This is a genomic window from Mangrovibacillus sp. Mu-81 (genome assembly GCF_036867415.1).
In the GTDB taxonomy this organism is placed as follows: Bacteria; Bacillota; Bacilli; order Bacillales; family Bacillaceae_B; genus Rossellomorea.
Genome location: NZ_JBAJHU010000003.1, coordinates 48838 through 69915 on the forward strand (window position 1 = coordinate 48838; position 21078 = coordinate 69915).

Consider the following 21078-nt stretch of genomic DNA (forward strand, 5'->3'; position numbering starts at 1 on the left):
ACATGCGTGTTCTTAATACTCATGATCCGTTGTACATTTTTCGCAATAGATACCGTAGCATTCATGCTGTTCTTCAATTGTTTCCCCACATTGTGCACAAGACTTAGGCGGCAAATTCCGAAAGAATTCCATAATATTCTTTACCATGTAGATCACCCTCCGTAAATTAAATTCACCCGTCATTTGTTCGTGTTATATAACTGGTGTGTTGATTTACTATATTGTATTATAACAGTATGAAACCCGTCAATGATTTATTCAAAAATAGGCGGAAAAAATGAAAAAATAGGCAAAATGAAGTATAGTAGGAATGTATGAAAAAATACGCCCGGGAGGTTTAAAATGAAGCTGACCATAGTCGGTCATTGGGGTGGATATCCGAAAGCAGGCGAAGCAAGCTCAGGGTATCTGCTTGAACACAATGGCTTTACATTATTACTCGATTGCGGGAGCGGAGTGCTCTCACATTTGCAAAAACATATAGATCCAACAAAACTCAATGCAGTACTAATATCCCATTACCATCCCGATCACACTGCTGATATTGGTGTACTGCAGCACGCGTTATTAATACAGTATTTCTTAGGGAAATCAAATGGTACATTACCGGTATATGCACATAAAGAAGATACACATGGTTTCCGGTCACTTACATATAAGGATTTCATGAAAGCTCATGCTTACAACGAACAGTCAAAAATTACAATCGGTCCTTTCTCGGTTTCTTTTGTGAAGACCATACACCCTGTACCGTGTTACGGCATGAGAATTGAAGCAGGTGGAAAATCCATTTTTTACACAGCGGATTCAGCTTTCAAAGAATCTTTCGTGCCATTTGGAAAGGATGTGGAACTGCTGCTTTGTGAGTGTAATTTCTATGGGAATATGGATGCTTCTGGTGCGGGTCATATGACTAGCCTGGATGCAGGAAAGCTTGCCCATGAAACAGGGGCTAAGAAGCTCATCCTTACTCATCTTCCTCATTTCGGGGATCTAAAGCAGTTGGTCTCGGAAGCGGAAACAATGTATGAAGGGGACGTACAACTCGCCAAACAGGATATGGAAGTCACGATTTAGGAGGATTAAGATGTTATTTATCGATAATAAAGGAATCACAGATCCCAGGATCAATCTGGCAATTGAAGAGTATGCCCTGAAGAATCTGGATATTGACGAAAGTTACTTGCTTTTCTATATCAATGAACCTTCGATCATCATCGGAAAAAACCAAAATACAATTGAAGAAATCAATACGGATTATGTTGAGAAAGAGGGTCTCCACGTAGTGAGACGCCTTTCAGGAGGCGGTGCGGTTTACCATGATTTCGGCAACTTGAATTTCAGTTTCATCACGAAAGATGACGGTGAAAGTTTCCACAACTTCCAGAAGTTCACCGAACCCGTCGTGAAAGCGTTAAACAAGCTTGGGGTCAATGCTGAACTGAGCGGAAGGAATGACCTGCTCGCAGAAGGAAGAAAGATCTCGGGAAATGCCCAATTCTCCACCAAAGGTCGCATGTTCAGCCATGGAACGCTGTTATTCGATTCCGAAATGGAAAATGTTGTATCTGCCCTGAAGGTGAAGAAGGATAAAATTGAATCAAAGGGGATCAAATCGATCCGCAGCCGCGTGGCAAACATTTCGGAATTCCTCTCAGAAAAAATGACGATTGAAGAATTCCGCTCCACACTCCTTGATTTTATTTTTGATGGCAGTGATGTAGAAGAGCATGTGCTGACAGAAGAAGACTGGGCAAACATACAGGAACTTTCCAAAGAACGCTATCAAAACTGGAATTGGAATTATGGAAAATCACCTAAATTCAATCTGCAGCATTCCCACCGCTTCCCGGTAGGACAAATCGATGTCCGTTTGGAAGTGAACAAGGGCATGATTGAAAACTGCAAGATTTACGGGGACTTCTTTGGTGTCGGAAATGTAGAAGACATTGAAGATAAACTGGCTGGTACAAAATATGAACGGAAAGAAATCGTGCGGGTGTTGGAAGGCGTGGACATACAACATTACTTTGGCAATGTTACAAAAGAAGAATTTGTTGAACTGGTGTATTAATATAGAAAGATGAAAAGTGCTCCTGGTATTGGAGCCTTTTTTTTGTTTGAAAGAAAATGAATTCTGATGATTCAGGGGGGAGTCGTGACGGGTTGCTGTTATCAAGTAAACATCTGTCCATTTTCAATTTAGAAATCAACACTGTGTTCAAAAGTAATATGGTAGGATTCTACCACTAAAAATATAGAACTAAATATTTATGTACCATATTGAATTATTATTCTATCATTATAGTATTACATAATTTGGAGGTACATACATGAAAAACAAGATTATTGCAGGAATTGCTAGTTTTACACTGCTGGCTTCCACCCCCTTTAACGTCATGGCCGACTCCCCCCAAACGGTCATCCAAAACACTCAATTAGAGGAAAAAGAAAAAAGTTTATTCAACAGTGAACATTATGACTTCGTGAAGTACTCAGAAATAGAAGGGAAATTGGATGCACTTGCCCAGGAGAGCAACCGGATTACAGTTGAAAAGAGTGAAACAAAATCTGCACTCGGACAAGACATGTACGTGGTAACTGTTTCTGATCCCTCAGCTAAAGGGAAGTTTGGTTATTATAAAGGTCTTCGCAAAAAGATGATCCAATCACCGGGAAAAGCACAGGACTTTATTGATAAGCATCCGGATTTAAAAGTACCGGTCATGATAAACGGCTCGATTCACGGTACCGAGTTTGTGGGAACGGACGCAGTTCTTCAGTTAATAGAACGATTTGCAACCGACGATGATGAACAGACGAAAACGATTTTAGAAGACCACATTTTAGTATTTAACGTTACAGCGAATCCGGATGGGCGTATTGGTGCAACCCGTTTCAACGGGAATGGTATCGATCTTAACCGTGACTTCATTACTCAATCACAGCCTGAAACAGAACATATGGTTGATTTGATCACTGAATGGAATCCGATGGTGTTCCTTGACCTACATGGATATGTGAAGGGGTACGGGGGTCCTTCGAAACCTGGTCTCATTGAACCATGCACACCTCCTCATAATCCAAACTATGAATATGATCTGTATTCCAAGTGGGCCATGAGTCAAGCCGAGGCAATGGAAGCAAGCATTGTAGGCAATAAGGCTAATTATGAAAATACGAATACGGAAACGTCCAAGGTAGATTATCAAAATATGGAGGGTACATATATCCCCCAGCGTGATGATTCGGCAGGGTGGGACGATTATCCACCGATTTTCACGCCGATGTATGCAATGTATCATGGGGCATACGGCTATACGCTCGAAGCACCGACAAATGATTGGGATGGTGTTAAGTGGACATATGATGCTGTGATGGGTGCGTTAAACTTTGCGAGTGAAAACAAGGCAGAAATGGTAAAGGATCAAATTGAAGTGTTTAAACGCGGCGTGCAATTCGATCATCCATTCCATAAAGAAGGGCATTTCCCGTCTGCGTATATTTTACCTAATGACAAACAAGATCAAACAGCCACTCAAAAAGCTGTCGCACACCTTCAAGATAATGATATAACCGTTGAAGAAGCTAAAAAAGAGTTTACGTATGAGGGTGTGACCTATCCGAAAGGCACTTACATTGTACCAATGGATCAAGCAAAAGCGGGGCTTGCCAATACGATGCTTTGGGATGGTGAGGATATAACGGAAGATACACCGGGCATGTATGACATTTCCGCATGGAATCTGCCGGAACTATGGGGATTTCAAGCAGTGGAGGTAAGCAGTGAGGTTCAACTGAATGTGAAGTCCAATGAAGTACGCGTACTGGATTCGAAAGGTGAAGTGATTGGAGCAGGACCTTATGCCATCCCGAATTCTTCAGTTGAATCTGTCTCCATGGCAAATCAGTTATTAAATAAAGGTCACACGCTATACAGGGACAGTGATGGTACATTTTATGCCGACAGTTCAGCTGAATCTGAACTTAAGACCCTAGTAAAAGATTCAGCTTTAACCATCACTGCTGAGGCCATCCCTGAGGAGGCAAAAGAAATATCCTCCAAGAAAGTGACAATTCTCAAAGATGGTGGAATCAATAAAGCTCAATCTCATTCCGGAACAAAATTAGCGTTGGAGAGGCTGGGATTCCAGGTTGTTGAAAAAACACCTGTGCAGGTAGCCGAACAAGGTTTGGGAGATAGCGATGTTTTCATTTATAACGGAAAATCAAATTTGATTTCATATGATAACAGTACGGCCAACCGGGAGTTCGGACTCCAGGACGCTTCTCAATATGAAGCGTTTAAAGCAAACGTGGAAACGTTCATTGCTGAAGGCGGAAGTTATCTTTCTATCGGGGCAGGTGCTTCACATGCATCAACCAAACTTGGCCTGAGTGATGTGGAAGTGAAAACGGGAGGACCGAACAGCAACGGCATCGTCCAGCTGACACACGGAGATTCATCCTATACAGCTGGGTATAATACCGATGATCTAGGGTTTGTCTACCAGCCGACCTGGTACTCAAATACCGATAACAAGGAAGTGTTATCAAGCTATAAAGATAGTGAAGATTTCTTTGTTGCCGGCCACTGGAAAGACAGTGGGCAAGCGCAGGGAAAACCGGTCATGGTAAAAGACGGGAATGTGGTGTTCATTGGATTGGAACCAACTTTCCGTGATCACACGGATTATCTGTTCCGACTGGTGTCAAACGCAATTTTTGCGGAATCAAGCTAATCACCATACAAAGAAAGACTGTCCTTATCAGGGCAGTCTTTTCTCTGATTCTATCAAAGGTTTAATAAAGCGGGGGACTTGTATTAATAGTATTCTTTATATAAAATATATTTTGAATACTTTTATAATTAGATGAATGACGATTCATTCATTTTACAAAGAGGAGGGATTACAATGAATATTTCATCACGATTAGAACAAATTGCTCTAGAAAAATCCGATAAGACAGCCTATCACTTTTTGACTCACTCGAGTACATACGGAGAGTTGAATGAAGCTGTATCTAAATTTGCAAGCGGTCTGGAGCAGCTGGGGTTGAAAAAAGGGGATCATATCGCACTTGTGCTTGGAAATTCACCACATTTCGTCATAGGATTGTATGGGGCGCTGCGCCTTGGATTAAAAGTCATTCCTATCAATCCGATTTATACACCTGAAGAAATCGGCTATATCCTTAAAAACGGGGATGTCAAAGCTATCGTCACATTAGATCTGCTTCTTCCTCTGATTGAGAAGATGCAGCATCTGCTGCCTGGTGTAGAGAACTTTATCCTTTGTGAATCCGGTGATGAACGGGCAAATGGGATTGATGTAGAAAAGCTCTCTGCAGTAAACCAAAAATTGAAATCGTTTACAGAGGTCCTGTCAAGTGGGGATATTGGCTTTAAAGGACCTCAAAGCGATGAAGAGGAAGTCGCCATCATCCTGTACACATCCGGCACAACCGGAAAACCTAAAGGAGCCATGCTGACACATAAGAATATTTACTCGAATGCAATGGATGTCGGCAGCTACCTGAAGATGAATGAAGAAGACCGTGTCATCACCGCGCTTCCGATGTTTCACGTATTCTGTCTGACGGTCGTTTTGAATGCACCACTAATGACCGGAGCGACATTATTGATTGTCCCTCGTTTCAGTCCGAAAGATATCTTTGCCCTATCGAAAGAATATCAGCCGACTGTATTTGCGGGTGTCCCGACGATGTACAACTTTATTTATCAGTATCCTGAAGGAAATCCGGAAGACTTATCTTCACTGCGTTTATGCATTTCCGGCGGAGCCTCTTTACCGGTTGCCTTACTGAAAAACTTCGAAAAAAAATTCAATGTCATGATCTCCGAAGGATACGGATTATCTGAAGCATCACCTGTAACATGCTTCAATCCACTCGACCGCCCTAGAAAACCAGGTTCAATCGGTACTTCCATCATGAGCATCGAGAATAAAGTAGTCGATGAGCTCGGAGATGAAGTTCCTGTCGGACAGGTGGGCGAACTGATCGTCAGAGGTCCGAATGTCATGAATGGCTATTATAAAATGGAAGAAGAAACAGATGCTGCCATACGCGATGGCTGGTTATATACTGGAGATCTTGCCCGGATGGATGAAGAGGGCTACTTCTATATTGTAGACCGCAAAAAAGAGTTGATCATCGTCGGCGGCTACAATGTTTACCCTCGTGAAGTGGAGGAAGTTCTCTATAATCATCCTCAAATTGTGGAGGCTGCCGTGATCGGTATTCCTGACCCTGAAATGGGGGAAGCGGTAAGCTGCTATGTGGTCAAAAATGATCCATCACTCACGGAGGAAGCAGTGAAGGAATATTGTAAAGAACATTTGGCTAAGTATAAGCTCCCTTCACATATCGATTTCCTGGAAGAACTTCCTAAAAACACAACAGGGAAGATATTGAGAAGAGCATTGAAAGAGCCAGTGCTGCAGTCCTGAATGCAGAGATGTCCAGTGGTTGTTAGCTGGGCTTCTTTTTCATTTTGTGAAAGGGTTTACACAATTTATGTCGAATGATACATACTGAGAAACTTTACAGACAAAGGGGAGAGAACAAACATGGAATCGATCATATTGGAACAAAAGGGTCACACTGCACTTGTTACGATTAATCGACCAGAGGCAATGAATGCCTTTAATTATGATACGTTAAATGAATTGCAGCAGGTGGTGGATTCACTCCGCATCAATCCGGATGTACGTGTAGTGATATTTACCGGAAGCGGGGAGAAAGCATTCAGCGTAGGGGCTGATTTGAAAGAACGTAAAACGTTAACGGAAGCGCAGGTGCTCCGGAATGTATATAAAATAGGGGAAGTCTTTCAATCCGTTGCTACCCTTCCTCAGCCGACGATTGCTGCAATGAACGGATATGCATTCGGCGGGGGAATGGAATTGGCGCTTGCCTGTGATTTCCGCCTCGCCGCTGCAGATATTTCAATGGGATTGACTGAAACAAGTCTTGCCATCATCCCGGGAGCAGGAGGGACGCAGCGCCTTCCTCGGTTGATCGGAGAGTCGAAGGCACTCGAACTGATCCTCACCGCCAGGCGGCTGACTTCGGAGGAAGCACATGAGATCGGATTGGTGACAAGAGTCCTCAGCAAAGACAACTTCTTGGAGGAAGTCCATGCATTCGTCGTGCCTATGCTTTCTAATGGGCCGGTTGCCCTTCAACAGGCAAAATATGCAGTGAAGAACGGCATGAACGTCGATCTTCAAACCGGGTTGCAGATCGAAAGAAAAGCGTATGAAATTACGATTCCCACAGAGGACCGTGTTGAAGCACTGCTTGCATTCAGTGAAAAAAGGAAACCTCAGTTCAGAGGGAAGTAAACTTTTTCTGATAAATCAAAGTAAAGATGGTATCAGTGAAATCTATATCAACCAGCCATTCTGCAATCCGCCCGATAATCTGAAAACGATAGTCAGGGTAAGAATGGAGAAGTAATAAATTGGCTCGCCTTTTTAGGTGAGTTTTTTTTATGTTTTTTGGAATTTAAGAAGTTAACGTGGCAGGGGGGTTCAAAAGGATAGCAGAGACTTATGTCAAAGAAAACGGGAGGTTTGTCCGTTCTGGCTGGCGAACAGTGGATAAGTGGAAGAGCCCTTAATGGGTTTGCAGTTGTAAAGGGTTTAATAAAGGGGTTTTTATAAAAATGGTTTTGACAAATTGAGGTCTTGGGTTGTTGATTTGATTCGGGGGACGGGGTGCGGGATGAAATAGCGAGAATTCGACAAGGGGCGCAATTAATAGGAAAGTAGCGCAATTAACTGAAAAGTGGCCCAATAAATGAAGATGAAGCGCAATTATCCAAAAACCAGCGCAATAATTTAAAAAGTGACGCAATTAATATTAATATATTTATATTCAAGCTGAAAAGGCAGGATTTTCCAATGTTTAAAGAGAAGTATTTAATAAAATGTTTAAAGGAGTGATCAATTGTTCGCAAAAGGCAGAGTTAAACCGATGAAACTTGAACAAAATGAAGCATTGTTAAGAAATTTGAATGACTGTCATCTGAAAATTCCACTTATCGAACAAGAACTTAAGAAAAGAAAGGCAGGATTTAATGGAGAAAGAGCTGTAGATTATCAATTAAGTTTTTTAACGGATAAAAAGTACATGATATTTAATGATTTGAAACTTCCGTTAACCCCTCACCATTTTCAGGTTGATTCCTTACTTTTTACCCCCTGTTACACTTTAATCCTTGAAATCAAAAACATATCAGGCACCCTCACGATCGATTCCGAATTTAATCAACTGACCAAAGAATACAACGGGGCAGTAACCGGATTTTCGGATCCAATTACCCAAGCAAGACGGCAAAAGCTTTTCCTGCAAAGGTTCTTTTATGATAACAACCTGATAATACCTCCTATAGAATACTTCGTGGTAATAAGTAATCCGAATACCATTCTCAGAATGGGCAAAGGCCAAACCCTTCAGGCTCCTTACAATAAAATCATCCATGCTCAAAATTTAATTAGTGAAATCAGTAAATTGAACTCTTTATATACTGAGGAGAAGTTCAATAAAAAGGAGTTCAGGCGAATTAAAAAAGTCCTTCTTACAAAGCATGATACCAGTTATTCAAGTATATTGAATACCTATGGGATTAATGAAAATGAACTTCTCAGAGGTGTCTTCTGTGAATTGTGCAGGAGAAAAATGGAGAGGGTATATGGAACCTGGTTCTGCAAAGGCTGCAAGGTTTGCTCCAAAACGGCACACGAACGGAAAGTTGAAGATTACTTTCTATTAATTAAACCATGGATTACGAATAAGGAATTGAGGTATTTCCTTGAATTAGAATCAAGAAAAACCTCAGAGATCATTTTAAACTCCCTAAACCTAAAAACCACAGGCTCAACCAAAGGAACCATCTACCACAAAGAATTCCACTAATCTAAACTGACCCAGCCCAAATAGTATCTTCCGCCAAAAAACTAAATTGATCAGTAACATCTTTCAATTTTTTCCTCCCTCCCCAATCACTTATTTTGACATCTCCCTGCAAATCTATTACTATATTAAAATAAATTCCAACTAAGTCAATCAGATTAAGGAGGGTTTTGCATGGGAAGCTATGTTCAACCAATAGATGAATCCAAAGGACCTAAAAAAGGCAGTACTGAGTTGAACCGGCCGCAGACTTCGCTAGTAATGGGTGGGATTGTGGCTGCAGTTTTTCTAGGAATCTATTTATTGTTTACCCAGGAAATTGTCCAAACGGTATTGCTTGTCCTTGGTTTGCTTTTAGGATATACGTTGTTTCACGCTCGCTTTGGCTTCACTTCGGCATTCAGGAGAGTGATGTCAGTCGGGAATGGACAGTCACTCAGATCACATATGCTGATGCTGGCTGTTGCTGTTACTTTATTCGCACCGATCCTGGCAACGGGGTATACTTTCTTTGGCGGTGAGGCTGCCGGGTATGTCTCGCCGGTCGGTGTCAGTCTGCTGGTAGGTGCATTCATGTTCGGAATCGGCATGCAGCTCGGGGGAGGCTGTGCCTCAGGTACTCTATATGCAATCGGAGGCGGCCGGTCCGTTATGTTCATCACCTTGTTATTCTTTATTGTAGGTGCTACGGTAGGGGCAGCTCATTTACCGTTCTGGACTGAGGAACTGCCTTCGTTTGCACCGATTTCATTGGCAACTTCCACCGGATTGGGTTATTTCGGAGCATGGGCCCTTTCAATCGCATTATTTGCATTCATTGCCTGGATTACGCTGCGAGTTGAAAAAAAGAAAAACCCTCCGAAAATGGCTGCACTTCCAACGACTCAAGGTTGGAAAAGGATTTTCCGTGGTTCATGGCCGCTTTTTGCAGCAGCGATCGTGCTTGCTGTTTTAAATGCAATGACGCTTATGACACGGGGGAATCCTTGGGGGATCACATCTGCCTTTGCCCTTTGGGGATCTAAGACAGCAGCCATGTTCGGCGTCGATGTCGCAAGCTGGGGCTACTGGACCGGAGCGAATGCAGAAGCTCTGCAAGCGTCAATCTTCGCTGACTCAACCACAGTATTAAACTTTGGGGTAATCCTTGGTGCATTCCTTGCTTCAGCAGCGGGTGGATTGTTCCGTTTCAATAAAATCACTGGTAAGAATGCCGCTGCATCCGTAATCGGCGGTCTGCTGATGGGCTATGGTGCACGTTTGGCATTCGGCTGTAACATCGGCGCCTACTTTGGGGGCATCGCATCTTTCAGTCTTCATGGTTATGTATGGGGAATACTTGCTCTTGCCGGAACCTTCCTTGCATTATACCTAAGACCATTATTCGGATTATCCGTACCGAAACCAAAGGATACGTTCTGTTAAAAAAAAACCTCCTGCCAATGCCCGGCAGGAGGTTCTTCTTATTGATAAGAAAGCACTTAACCTCGAGAATTGTCCAGCTCCGGGGCTTAGAGGCACATGTCATAAGTCAAACCGGCCAAGAAGGCAAAAGGCGCCTTCCCGGCTCATTCATCTTATGCTTGTCCGGCCTGAGCGAGCCGCCTCCGCATTTCTTATTGTCCAGCTCCGGCGGCTAGGCCCTCGAGGTCATAAGCTAAATGGTCCAAGAAGGCAAAAGGCGCCTTCCCGGCCCATTCATCTTATGCTTGTCGGGCCTGGGCGAGCCGCCTCCGCATTCCTTATTGTCCAGCTCCGGCGGCTAGGCCCTCGAGGTCATAAGCTAAATGGTCCAAGAAGGCAAAAGGCGCCTTCCCGGCCCATTCATCTTATGCTTGTCGGGCATGGGCGAGCCGCCTCCGCATTCCTTATTCATTCCCATAATATATCATCATCTGGCATATGGCTTTTTCATCATGAATGTTCATGTATTGATGACCGGAATCTGCCGCAAAGCGGATTGAACTTCCTGCATTCAATACATAGGTTTCCTCTCCGATCTGCAACGAAATTTCACCGCTTATCACACTGATATATTCCTCAACTCCAGGGGGATGGCCTTCATTCCGGTAAGAACAGCCGGACTTCATCTCCACCCGGTAGCTTTCCCATTTTTTAAAAGGATCGAATGGAAAGATCGGGTAGACTATATAGTTTCCATTGTCTTCGAGTACAGGCTGCACATCCTTGTAGTGAGTGAGAGTGACCTGCAGCTGGGGTTGTTCGATAAGGGAAGAAAATGAAACCTTTAATCCATTTGCAATTTTCCATAGAATGGCCACGGTCGGATTGGAGTCGCCGCGTTCGATTTGACCGATCATCGCTTTGCTTACTCCTGTTGATTCTGCCATTTGTTCAAGGCTTAACCCTCGTTCTCTCCGGATTTTTCTTATGTTACCGCCAATTTGTATAGGGAATTTATCCATTCTTAAAACCTCTCTTGTATACTATAACGTCTATATGTATAATATAATAAATTATCAAATTATTAAAATAGTTATTAATTTCTATTATAAAGGATGTGGAGAGGTGGAGGCACTGCTTTCAACAAAAAAAGCTGGTGATTTTCGTCATGGGCTTCAAGGCGGTTTAAGTATTGCCATCGGATATATGCCGGTTGCCCTCACTTTTGGCTTATTAGCAAAAACGACGGGACTGACGGTTGCAGAAACGGTGTTAATGAGCATGCTCGTTTTTGCAGGGGCTGCTCAATACATATCGCTGAGTCTGATCGCCGTGGGGACGGGGATTCTGGAAATCATTCTTACAACATTTATCGTGAATATCCGTCACTTCCTTATGTCTGCTTCACTGAGTGAAAAGCTTGAGGAGGATGTACTCTATAAAAAATTGACATACGCATTCGGTATAACGGATGAAACTTTTACGGTCATCAGTGTGAAAGAGGGGAAAGTACAGACGGGGTTCGCTTTTGGAGTAATTCTGATATCCTATGGAAGCTGGGTGATCAATTCCGGAATCGGGTATTTCATCGGAGAAATTCTTCCCGCATTCCTGCAGGCAAGCATGACGATCGCACTATACGCCATGTTCGTCGGACTTCTCGTTCCATCTATGAAAAAAAGTATCAAGGTAACGTTTCTTGCTGTCACCGCAGGTGCATTGAACAGTGTCCTCCTGTTTACAACGAACCTTTCGAATGGCTGGTCCATTGTAATGGCCACACTTGTTTCAGCCATACTTGTCGAAGCAGTCGTCATGATTAAACGAAAAGGGGGAGGTAGGGATGCATAGTACAGTGATGTGGATGATTATCGGGATGGCGGTCGTCACTTATATTCCGAGAATGCTTCCTTTCCTCGTCTTTAAAGGGAAGGAGCTTCCACCATTTCTTCAAGGAGTTTTGAAAAACGTCCCGTTTGCAGTATTAGGGGCATTGATATTTCCGAGCATCTTATTGATTCGTGAGGGGGATATTTTATTCGGTACGGTGGGGACCGCTGCAGCATTCCTCATTGCCTTCCTTGGGGCGAATGTGATTGTGGTTGTCATCGGTGCCATTTCCATTTTATCTCTATATTCGGTATTCTTAATGTAACGGATAAAGTCACATCTCTGTGGCTTTTTTATTGTCCAGCTCCGGCGGCTAGGCCCTCGAGGTCATAAGCTAAATGGTCCAAGAAGGCAAAAAACGCCTTCCCGGCCCATTCATCTTATGCTTGTCGGGCCTGAGCGAGCCGCCTCCGCTTTTCTATTTGTCCAGCTCCGGCGGCTAGAGGCTCGAGACATAAGTCATGCCAGCCAAAAAGGCAAAGAGCGCCTTTGTGGCTGCCCTGTCTTATGCTTGTCGCCTCTGAGCAAGCCGCCTCCGCTTTTCTTGTTCTAAATACAAGGACAAGGTATTACATATAATAAGAGAGGTAGGAAGGGAGGAAGTACATTGGTAAGAAAGTGGGCATTCCGGGCGGTATTGGGTTATTTGCTGCTGGGGTTGTTATTATATGTGTATTTGTTTTTTCTGGCGGATTCAACACTGCCGGATGCGTATAAGGGGAGCAGCGCTGATCCGGCGATGTTCATGAATGAAAGGGAAATCATGCTGAGTGAGGAATTTTCTAAAATCAAGAACCTGTTGTTCTTTTTGTCTACACCTTATGAATGGCTATTTTATTTTCTCATCCTGATTCTCGGTGTTTCGAGGGGATTTGAGAGATGGGCAAGAAGTACAACGAAAAATGGATTCCTTCAGACCGGAATCTTTTTATTCTGGTTATCACTTGCTTCATTTATTGCCATTTTCCCTTTGCAGTTCATTTCGTATAAAATTTCAAAAACCTATCATATTTCAACCCAGACATTCCCGATGTGGATGAAGGATGAATTGACGGATTTCTGGGTGAACTATTTGATCATGTTCATTATTATTTCTGTGCTTTATGGTCTAATGAAGCGGTTTAAGAATAGATGGTGGCTGGCCGCATGGGCTTTGTCGGTACCGTTTACGATATTCATGATGTTCATCCAGCCTGTCGTGATTGATCCTTTGTATAATGATTTCTATCCATTAAAAGATCAAGCACTTGAACAGAAAATCCTGACCCTTGCTGACAAAGCACAGATTCCGGCTGATCATGTATTCGAGGTGAATATGTCAGAAAAGACGAATTCACTTAACGCGTATGTAAATGGAGTGGGATCGAATTCCCGTATCGTTCTGTGGGATACAACTCTTGATAAGCTCACAGATAAAGAAATTCTCTTTGTGATGGCGCATGAAATGGCTCATTATGTAGAAAAGCATATCTATATCGGTATTGGCATATATTTAGTGCTTTCGTTCTTCGGTTTATTCCTGGCCTCGAAGCTGATGAGGGGAATTGTGGCGAACTATAAGGATAGTATCAAGGTCTCAAGTGTATCCAGTCTTAGTTCATTGCCTTTATTCCTCCTGATTACTTCAATGCTTATGTTCACTGTCAGCCCGTTTTCAAATTGGATTTCGCGTTATCAGGAAACACGTGCAGACCGGTACGCGATTGAATTGACAGAAGATAAGCAGGCGGCGATCACTTCATTTCAGAAGCTGTCGAAGGTGGGGCTTTCGCAGGTCAATCCGCCTCTGCTGGTGAAGGTTTTCCGTTATGGACATCCAACGATGATGGAACGTTTGAACATGCTGGAGAAATATGAACAAGAGAAAAAGGAATAATCAAAAAAGCCTGGTCAAATGACTAGGCTTTTTCTCTTTTACTGATGATAAGGTTTTTCTTCTTTTCCGTCATGTAGGCAAAGATGACTTCTTTTGGATGGATTCCTTCACTTGATAATCGGTCCAGCAACCAGTCCCGATTTTTACCGAGAAGGTGCAAATTCCGTTTTTGAATCTTTCCGTCGACTATAACAGAAATCGGCAGGCCTTCATCATCAATCTTTAAATTTAAATGCTGTACCGTCACCGGTGTATTTTCGACTTTGGGGATGACACTCACTTCCCCGATCGGTTCAAGCATGGCATAATCCACATCAGAGATTTTCGGGTAGCCGTTCGCTCTTAGAATGGATGTCAGCTGAATGAGGGAAATCTTGGACTTTTCCAGATTGTCTTCGAGAATTTCGCCGTTTTTAATCAGCAGGGTCGGCTCACCTAAGAAGAACTTATTTCCCCATTGACTTAACGTAAGGAATGAGAATAAGACATGAAGTCCCACCAGTATGACCAGCGCAATGAGGGTCGGCCAGAACTTTGTACTTATGAGGGGCTCTGAAGCGATTGTGCCCACAATGATGATGGCTACGAGATCATAAGGGGTCATTTGGACAATCGTTGATTTTCCCATCAGGCGCATCGCTGCTATTGTAATTAAATAAAGGACAAGTACTTTGATGAATATCATGTTGTTCTCTCCATACATATCGTTTTGTGATTAGCTTTCACCATTTCACAGAAACCCATTCCTGGTGCGGGGCAAAAAGGAAAGGCAGGCTCATTTATATGAGCCTGCCATTTGTTATAATCCGTAACGGATATTGACTTCTTTTAATTCTTCTGTGAGTTTCATAAACAATGATTCATTTTTACAATCGAGGGCTGCATCAATGTCTTCCAACAGCTTAGTCTTCTGGGTTGTCAGTATGCTTTCGTATAGAAGCATATCAATATAAATTTCCAGTACGTTCCTCTCGGCGTTTCGTTTCCGGGTCATCGCAGAAGCTTTCATCATTTCGGTATAGGACTTCTTATTTTCCATTACGACCACCTCTGAATTCTTTTTATTAGTATATGGAACAAGTGGCAAAAATTCAACCAAAAAAATTAAATTTTCAGATAATTTTTAACAGCAGAGTCAGTAGAAGATAAAAAATTTCAGAATTTTTTAATAATAATGAAGACACTCTCTGATATTTATGGTATTATTTTGGAGAAATATGTAAAAGGAGGAGAGAATATGAAGGGGAAATCTCGAATTTTGGAAGAATATGAAGTAAATCCTTATACACTGATGTTAAAGCCCGTTGAATATGGGGCGAAGACATTTACTGAAATCATTGAAATGGAGGATGTTATTCTTTCTCCGTTTAAACCGATGGACATCCTGAAGAAAAGCTGTGAATTTTTCGGTTCTTCATATCAAGGAAGAAAGGATGGGACTAAAGAACTGATTGGCATTTCTTATAAGGCACCGATTATGTTAAATCCCCAAATGTCGATGTTTTTATTTCCGACTACTTCTCCTGTGAAAAGTGAGTGTATATGGATCTCCCATTCCCATGTAACGAGTTATTCCGCTGCCGGGAATGGTCAAACCTCTGTGACTTTTCAAAACCGGGAATCCCATTTGGTTCCGATTTCATGCAGTTCATTTGAAAATCAGGTGCTTCGAACGTCCAACCTGCGAACCGCCTATTCACAGCGGATCTCAGAGATGGAAAGCAAATACACGATGAAAACATTTTATATGAAAGCAAAACAAACGCGTGAGGAGACACTCTAATCACGCTTTTTTTAATTGATGTGTATGGAGGCTTGTAAAACCATCAGGCCTGGCGGGGGTGATCCGGGCTTTCGGCAGGGGATTTGGATTCAAGAAACCGGCGAAACAGGTAATGGCGCATTAAATCCTCCACCCGGTTTCTGAGACGCGGGTTGAAATAATTGTGATGTTCCTCGTAGCCTTTATATAAAAACATATACATCGTGAACGCATCGTCCGATTGTATTCTTTCCACCTTCATTTTGTTTGTCCTCATATACTTCTTCACGTAAGCAAGCTCTCCCTGAATTACTTTCATGGTATCTTCTATCAACTCTAAATAAGGACGCTTGAGTTTGAAGGGACTTTTGTCTACAATTTGAAGGTCCCGGTTGAGGATAGTCAGAACCATGGGCAGATATATCGCCTGTTCTAAAACGTTTCGGTCATTCTCTGGGATTCGTGTCATATGAAAAGACTCCTTTTCATTTTGTATCGAACAAATGTTCGTAGTTCTATTTTAAGGTGAAATGTGTGCAGTTTCAATAGCGAAAAATGGAGAATTTGGATTTTGTTTTTAGTATAAAGCTGAAGCCGTTTCTTATCCATACGGTTTATTGAAAGATGTCTGTTGATCAGTGGAGGGAAATGAATTTCCATTGTCGAAATAGAAAACAAGGCTACTATAAGTGAAGAAAGGGTGTCAAAAGTCATGAACCGACAAGGGATCGAAATAAATGATCTTTATCAATTAAAAGCATTATCTGATCCACGGCTGTCCCCTGATGGCAAAGAAGTCATCTATGTGCAGACGTTAATGGATGAAGACAAGGATGAGTATGTTTCCGCATTATTCTGTCAGAACATCAAGACGGGAGAAGTACGTCAATGGACTTTCAGAGATGAACGGGTTTCTTCTCCCAGATGGTCGAGTGATGGAGAGAGAATCGCCTTTATCTCAAACAGATCGGGAGTGAACCAGCTGTATTTGATTAGTCGAACGGGCGGGGAAGCAGAACAAGTAACGCATTCAAGAAACGGGGTTTCCACCCCCGTGTGGTCACCATGCGGGGGGAAGATCGTATGCAGCATCCGGATGGAAAAAGGTGAATCATTTGAAGAACGAGAAGAAAGGGAAGAAAAAATAAAGCCGTTCGTCGCCTCATCAATGAAGTACAAATCAGATGAGAACGGGTTTCACGATGATCGATACACACAGATGGTCCTTGTGGATCTTGAGACAAAAGAAATAACAAGATTGACTGACGACGAACATGACTATACTCTGCAAGCCTGGTCGGGGGACGGAAGGTTCATAGCCTATTCGGTAAATCTGGAAGAGAATAAGGACCTTTCTTTCGATTCGGAATTATTTCTATTGGACGTCGAGAAAAGTGAATACAGAAAAGTGGCGGAAGGACCGGGATTTTACGGCGGATCAAGCTTTTCCCCGAATGGGAAGTATCTTGCATATGTCGGGCATGGACGTGAATTCCAGAATGCGACTCAAAATAAAGTGTATCTGTACAACCTTGAAACCGGGAGTTCATTTATGCTTACAGAGGGATTGGACTTGCCGGTTGGAGATTATCTTAATAGTGACAGTATCCAGGGATCCTCCCAAACGGGCATCGTGTGGGCTAAGGACAATGAAAGCTTTTATTTCATAGCATCCGATCGAGGAAACACGATTCTTTACTATGCCCACATAGAGGGGTCGGTATATCCGGCACTGCTGGAAGAAGAGCAGCATATATACGGATATGATTTTTATTCGGACGCGCAGATGATGGTACTGGCGATGAGCAAGCCGGTAGAGCCGGGAGAATTATACACGCTTCATGTTCCTTCCGGAGAGAAGAGAAAAATCACTGACGCAAATGAGGGGTGGCTGGCTGAACGCACCTTATCGAAGCCTGAATCATTTATGCATCCCGGACCGACAGGGCACAATGTACAAGGATGGATCATGAAGCCGGTAAATGCCGGGGAGGGAAAGAAGTATCCGCTGATTGTCGAGATTCATGGAGGACCGCATACGATGTATGGAAATACATTTTTCCATGAACTTCAGCTGCTTGCAGCAAAGGGGTACGGAGTCTTATACATCAATCCAAGGGGCAGTCACGGGTATGGACAGGCGTTTGTCGATGCTGTAAGGGGGGATTATGGAGGCGGTGATTATGAGGATATCATGGCAGCGGTCGATTATGTACTGAAGGAATATGACTGGATTGATGAATCAAGGCTGGGAGTGACCGGAGGAAGCTATGGAGGATTTATGACAAATTGGATCATCGGCCATAGTGACCGGTTCAAAGCAGCAGTCACTCAACGGTCCATCAGCAACTGGATCAGCTTTTACGGAGTGAGTGATATCGGCTACTATTTCTCTGAATGGCAAATGAAATGCGGATTAAAGGATATCGAAAGCCTTTGGAAGCACTCTCCACTGGCTTATGTGCAGCACATTGATACGCCTCTTTTGATCCTGCATAGCGAAAAGGACTACCGCTGCCCGATTGAACAGGCTGAACAATTGTATATCGCTTTGAAGAGGGATGGGAAAAATGCCAGATTTGTACGTTTCCCAGAATCCAATCATAATCTTTCGCGTACCGGCAAACCCTCCTTGCGAAAAGCAAGGCTCCGGGAGATCGTCGAGTGGTTTCAGAAATACCTCTAGCATACCTGGCGCCGTTTCAATAGAAGCGGCGGTCTTTAATTTAGTGATATTAGTAAAGAGACAGGTTGCTCGACAGGACGCGATTAACTTCCTGAGATTTAATCCGATAAATACATAAAAACATCATTGACTGTTTAAATCCGCCAAGTTTAGGAAAAGGTTTAAATAGCGGAACACCGAGTATGGCATTCTATCATTGATATGATATGATGAAATAGAAGTTTACGGATAAACGAATGAGAATTGTTCATCGTCGTATAAGGGGAAACATATACTATGGATATTAATACAATAAAAGAGTGGTTTACCCTCGAAAATATAATGGAACTGGTTCAGCAGTACAAGGCACTGGGGCCATTTGCCGGCATTCTGCTGCCAATGCTTGAGGCATTTCTTCCCTTCCTGCCATTAGTTGTCTTTGTGATGGCAAATGCCAACGCTTTTGGTTTATGGTTCGGGTTTCTCTTTTCCTGGATAGGGGCAGCTGCAGGTGCGCTTCTCGTATTTTTGCTGGTAAGAAGATACGGGGATACACGGGTGTTTCGCTTTTTAAGAAACAACCGCCAAGTGAAAAGGCTGACTCGATGGGTAGACAAGCATGGATTCGGTCCATTGTTTTTACTTTTATGTTTCCCGTTTACTCCTTCTGCACTGGTGAACGTCGTTGCCGGTTTATCAAGCATCAGCATCGCTCAATATATGCTTGCTGTCTTAACCGGTAAAATGGTGATGATATTTACCATAAGCTTCATTGGGTATGATATTATATCATTAGTGCAAAAGCCTATGCGCACCGTAATCGTAGGGGTTATTATCTTTATATTATGGATTGTGGGAAAACAAATAGAAATACGTTTAAATAAAAAGTTGGATATCGACCAAAGAATTGAACGGAAAAAGCAGGAGGAATCAAATTGAGAGATGAGGTAAAAAGAGAAGGTCTTGAATGGATTAAAGCTCTGGGAATCGGGTTGATCATTTTTATTGTCATTCGAACTTTTCTTTTCTCAAACTATGTAGTGGAAGGCGAGTCGATGCTGCCGACATTGGAAGATGGCAATAAGCTTGTCGTAAACAAAATCGGTTACCAATTAGGTGATCTGAACCGGTTCGATGTAGTGGTCTTCCATGCAAACGAAAATGAGGATTATGTTAAGAGAATCATCGGGCTTCCCGGTGATAAAGTGGAATATAAAGACGACAAACTATACATCAATGGTGAATATTATCCAGAACCGTATTTGGAGAAATTCAAGCAGGAATACATCGGCAATAAACTTACCGGTGACTTTACGATAGAAGAAATCACCGGTGAAAAGACCGTGCCTGAAGGAAAAGTATTTGTCCTCGGTGACAACCGCAGGGGAAGCATGGACAGCAGGTACTTCGGTTTTGTCGATCAGGAGAAGATTGTCGGCAAAGTTGATCTCAGGTATTGGCCGATAAGTGAATGGGATATGCAATTTAAGAATTGACGCACATAAAGAGTTTTGTTCAGGAAGTATGAACAAGACTCTTTTTTTTATGGATGAATGAATTCAACAGAACGGAATCGATTGAAACAACCGGGAAAGCAGGACTTCGGACAAATGTTGTCGAAACCATAAAAAGAATGATGAAGAAAGCGGTTCCAAGGATTGCATGACCAGACAAATTCAGGTGTAAACAGTGTCTTCATCCATTATACAGCATGCCTGTGTCTACGATTTGCCTGGATGAGCAGATTCTTCAAAAGGAGGAAGTTTCATGAGATTAGAAGGTAAAGTGGCTCTCATCACTGGAGCTGCAAATGGAATAGGATATGCAGCAGCAGAAGTATTTGTGAAAGAGGGGTGTCATGTTGCACTTGTTGATTTTGATGACCAAACCGGAGAAGATAAAGCGGGAACATTGAATAGGCTCGGCGCGGGGAAAGCTGCATTCTTCCAAGGGGATGTAGCGGACCGGTCTTCCGTGGACGGCTTTGCTGCAAAAGCCAAAGAGCATTTCGGGAAAATCGATATTCTCATCAATAATGCAGGCATTACCAGAGACGGCATGCTGCACAAACTGTCAGCGGATAACTTTCAAAAAGTGCTCGACGTCAATTTGACCGGGGTGTTCAATTGTACCCAAGCGGTCCTTCCGTATCTGATTGAAAACGGGAAAGGTAAAATCATCAACACTTCATCTGTGAGCGGTGTGTATGGGAATGTCGGCCAGACAAACTATGCTGCAGCCAAAGCAGCTGTCGTAGGGATGACCAAGACGTGGGCGAAAGAGCATGGGCGTAAAGGGATTAATGTCAATGCGGTGGCTCCGGGCTTCACTGAAACCGGAATGGTTGAGAGCGTCCCTGAGAATGTGATTGGAGGCATGAAATCGTTGATCCCGTTAGGCAGGCTGGGAAAGCCCGAAGATATTGCAAAAGCTTATTTATACTTAGCATCCGATGACAGTGATTATGTGAATGGCACTGTTCTCCATGTAGACGGAGGAATCATGATGTAAAGGAAGTATCCTGAAAAAATCCATATA

At 42.9% G+C, this 21078-nt stretch carries 20 protein-coding genes; 15 read left to right on the top strand and 5 right to left on the bottom strand.

Translation table 11 applies throughout. The features are described from left to right. Positions 1-12: 12 nt before the first annotated feature. Positions 13-147 carry a protein YhfH gene (gene yhfH, locus V6B33_RS07410; protein ID WP_172250675.1) on the bottom strand — a complete coding sequence of 45 codons (135 nt, stop codon included), beginning with the start codon at positions 145-147 and terminating at the stop codon, positions 13-15. Positions 148-342: 195 nt separating this feature from the next. Here yhfH and V6B33_RS07415 point away from each other — a divergent pair, with 195 nt between their 5' ends. The 7 genes from V6B33_RS07415 (at position 343) to V6B33_RS07445 (ending at position 10368) form a co-directional block, all read left to right on the top strand. Then, entirely contained in the window at positions 343-1077 is a 735-nt protein-coding gene (locus V6B33_RS07415) for an MBL fold metallo-hydrolase (RefSeq protein ID WP_334217121.1), read from the top strand. Positions 1078-1087: 10 nt separating this feature from the next. Then, positions 1088-2074 (top strand): lipoate--protein ligase, encoded by a 987-nt coding sequence (locus V6B33_RS07420; protein WP_334217122.1) that lies wholly within the window; start codon positions 1088-1090, stop codon positions 2072-2074. A gap of 259 nt (positions 2075-2333) precedes the next feature. Next, entirely contained in the window at positions 2334-4742 is a 2409-nt protein-coding gene (locus tag V6B33_RS07425) for a M14 family zinc carboxypeptidase (protein WP_334217123.1), read from the top strand. A gap of 174 nt (positions 4743-4916) precedes the next feature. Next, positions 4917-6473, top strand: a complete 1557-nt coding sequence (locus tag V6B33_RS07430) for a fatty acid--CoA ligase family protein (RefSeq protein ID WP_334217124.1) — start codon at positions 4917-4919, stop codon at positions 6471-6473. 120 nt (positions 6474-6593) lie between these two features. Further along, positions 6594-7370, top strand: coding sequence for an enoyl-CoA hydratase-related protein (locus V6B33_RS07435; protein ID WP_334217125.1), 777 nt, complete (start codon positions 6594-6596; stop codon positions 7368-7370). Positions 7371-7977: 607 nt separating this feature from the next. Next, entirely contained in the window at positions 7978-8946 is a 969-nt protein-coding gene (locus V6B33_RS07440; RefSeq protein ID WP_334217126.1) for a nuclease-related domain-containing protein, read from the top strand. 171 nt (positions 8947-9117) lie between these two features. Next, positions 9118-10368, top strand: a complete 1251-nt coding sequence (locus V6B33_RS07445; RefSeq protein ID WP_334217127.1) for a YeeE/YedE family protein — start codon at positions 9118-9120, stop codon at positions 10366-10368. Between the two features lie 443 nt (positions 10369-10811). On the opposite strand, the gene V6B33_RS07450 is transcribed toward V6B33_RS07445, so the two are convergent. Further along, a complete protein-coding gene (locus tag V6B33_RS07450; protein ID WP_334217128.1) occupies positions 10812-11369 on the bottom strand; it encodes a helix-turn-helix domain-containing protein in 558 nt (185 codons plus the stop codon). Positions 11370-11472: 103 nt separating this feature from the next. On the opposite strand from V6B33_RS07450, the gene V6B33_RS07455 reads away from it, so the two are divergent. The 3 genes from V6B33_RS07455 (at position 11473) to V6B33_RS07465 (ending at position 14113) form a co-directional block, all read left to right on the top strand. After that, a complete protein-coding gene (locus tag V6B33_RS07455) occupies positions 11473-12198 on the top strand; it encodes an AzlC family ABC transporter permease (protein WP_334217129.1) in 726 nt (241 codons plus the stop codon). After that, complete coding sequence (locus tag V6B33_RS07460; RefSeq protein ID WP_334217130.1) at positions 12191-12502, top strand: AzlD domain-containing protein; 312 nt, start codon at positions 12191-12193, stop codon at positions 12500-12502. Before V6B33_RS07455 ends, V6B33_RS07460 begins: the two co-directional genes overlap by 8 nt. A 342-nt stretch (positions 12503-12844) precedes the next feature. Next, the gene (locus tag V6B33_RS07465; RefSeq protein WP_334217131.1) at positions 12845-14113 is read left to right on the top strand and encodes a M48 family metallopeptidase; all 1269 of its coding nucleotides are present in this window, start codon (positions 12845-12847) and stop codon (positions 14111-14113) included. A 22-nt stretch (positions 14114-14135) separates the two neighbouring features. On the opposite strand, the gene V6B33_RS07470 is transcribed toward V6B33_RS07465, so the two are convergent. Together V6B33_RS07470 and V6B33_RS07475 are read right to left on the bottom strand one after the other, a co-directional pair. Beyond that, positions 14136-14798 carry a DUF421 domain-containing protein gene (locus V6B33_RS07470; RefSeq protein ID WP_334217132.1) on the bottom strand — a complete coding sequence of 221 codons (663 nt, stop codon included), beginning with the start codon at positions 14796-14798 and terminating at the stop codon, positions 14136-14138. A gap of 114 nt (positions 14799-14912) precedes the next feature. Next, complete coding sequence (locus tag V6B33_RS07475; RefSeq protein WP_334217133.1) at positions 14913-15152, bottom strand: IDEAL domain-containing protein; 240 nt, start codon at positions 15150-15152, stop codon at positions 14913-14915. Between the two features lie 198 nt (positions 15153-15350). Between V6B33_RS07475 and V6B33_RS07480 the strand changes: the two genes are divergently transcribed. Continuing rightward, entirely contained in the window at positions 15351-15896 is a 546-nt protein-coding gene (locus V6B33_RS07480; RefSeq protein ID WP_334217134.1) for a competence protein ComK, read from the top strand. Positions 15897-15939: 43 nt separating this feature from the next. Here the strand turns inward: V6B33_RS07480 and V6B33_RS07485 are convergent, their stop codons facing one another. Then, the gene (locus tag V6B33_RS07485; RefSeq protein ID WP_334217135.1) at positions 15940-16344 is read right to left on the bottom strand and encodes a hypothetical protein; all 405 of its coding nucleotides are present in this window, start codon (positions 16342-16344) and stop codon (positions 15940-15942) included. Between the two features lie 243 nt (positions 16345-16587). Here V6B33_RS07485 and V6B33_RS07490 point away from each other — a divergent pair, with 243 nt between their 5' ends. The 4 genes from V6B33_RS07490 (at position 16588) to fabG (ending at position 21051) form a co-directional block, all read left to right on the top strand. Continuing rightward, entirely contained in the window at positions 16588-18561 is a 1974-nt protein-coding gene (locus V6B33_RS07490) for a S9 family peptidase (protein WP_334217136.1), read from the top strand. A gap of 276 nt (positions 18562-18837) precedes the next feature. Continuing rightward, complete coding sequence (locus tag V6B33_RS07495; RefSeq protein ID WP_334217137.1) at positions 18838-19479, top strand: TVP38/TMEM64 family protein; 642 nt, start codon at positions 18838-18840, stop codon at positions 19477-19479. Next, positions 19476-20036, top strand: a complete 561-nt coding sequence (gene lepB / locus V6B33_RS07500; protein WP_334217138.1) for a signal peptidase I — start codon at positions 19476-19478, stop codon at positions 20034-20036. Before V6B33_RS07495 ends, lepB begins: the two co-directional genes overlap by 4 nt. A 271-nt stretch (positions 20037-20307) precedes the next feature. Further along, the gene (gene fabG, locus V6B33_RS07505) at positions 20308-21051 is read left to right on the top strand and encodes a 3-oxoacyl-ACP reductase FabG (RefSeq protein WP_334217139.1); all 744 of its coding nucleotides are present in this window, start codon (positions 20308-20310) and stop codon (positions 21049-21051) included. Positions 21052-21078 lie beyond the last annotated feature (27 nt).

Excerpts from the sequence above, each read along its gene's own strand:
- yhfH (WP_172250675.1), bottom strand. The coding sequence starts at position 147 with ATGGTAAAGAATATTATGGAATTCTTTCGGAATTTGCCGCCTAAGTCT.
- V6B33_RS07415 (WP_334217121.1), top strand. The coding sequence starts at position 343 with ATGAAGCTGACCATAGTCGGTCATTGGGGTGGATATCCGAAAGCAGGC.
- V6B33_RS07420 (WP_334217122.1), top strand. The coding sequence starts at position 1,088 with ATGTTATTTATCGATAATAAAGGAATCACAGATCCCAGGATCAATCTG.
- V6B33_RS07425 (WP_334217123.1), top strand. The coding sequence starts at position 2,334 with ATGAAAAACAAGATTATTGCAGGAATTGCTAGTTTTACACTGCTGGCT.
- V6B33_RS07430 (WP_334217124.1), top strand. The coding sequence starts at position 4,917 with ATGAATATTTCATCACGATTAGAACAAATTGCTCTAGAAAAATCCGAT.
- V6B33_RS07435 (WP_334217125.1), top strand. The coding sequence starts at position 6,594 with ATGGAATCGATCATATTGGAACAAAAGGGTCACACTGCACTTGTTACG.
- V6B33_RS07445 (WP_334217127.1), top strand. The coding sequence starts at position 9,118 with ATGGGAAGCTATGTTCAACCAATAGATGAATCCAAAGGACCTAAAAAA.
- V6B33_RS07450 (WP_334217128.1), bottom strand. The coding sequence starts at position 11,369 with ATGGATAAATTCCCTATACAAATTGGCGGTAACATAAGAAAAATCCGG.
- V6B33_RS07460 (WP_334217130.1), top strand. The coding sequence starts at position 12,191 with ATGCATAGTACAGTGATGTGGATGATTATCGGGATGGCGGTCGTCACT.
- V6B33_RS07470 (WP_334217132.1), bottom strand. The coding sequence starts at position 14,798 with ATGATATTCATCAAAGTACTTGTCCTTTATTTAATTACAATAGCAGCG.
- V6B33_RS07475 (WP_334217133.1), bottom strand. The coding sequence starts at position 15,152 with ATGGAAAATAAGAAGTCCTATACCGAAATGATGAAAGCTTCTGCGATG.
- V6B33_RS07480 (WP_334217134.1), top strand. The coding sequence starts at position 15,351 with ATGAAGGGGAAATCTCGAATTTTGGAAGAATATGAAGTAAATCCTTAT.
- V6B33_RS07485 (WP_334217135.1), bottom strand. The coding sequence starts at position 16,344 with ATGACACGAATCCCAGAGAATGACCGAAACGTTTTAGAACAGGCGATA.
- V6B33_RS07490 (WP_334217136.1), top strand. The coding sequence starts at position 16,588 with ATGAACCGACAAGGGATCGAAATAAATGATCTTTATCAATTAAAAGCA.
- V6B33_RS07495 (WP_334217137.1), top strand. The coding sequence starts at position 18,838 with ATGGATATTAATACAATAAAAGAGTGGTTTACCCTCGAAAATATAATG.
- fabG (WP_334217139.1), top strand. The coding sequence starts at position 20,308 with ATGAGATTAGAAGGTAAAGTGGCTCTCATCACTGGAGCTGCAAATGGA.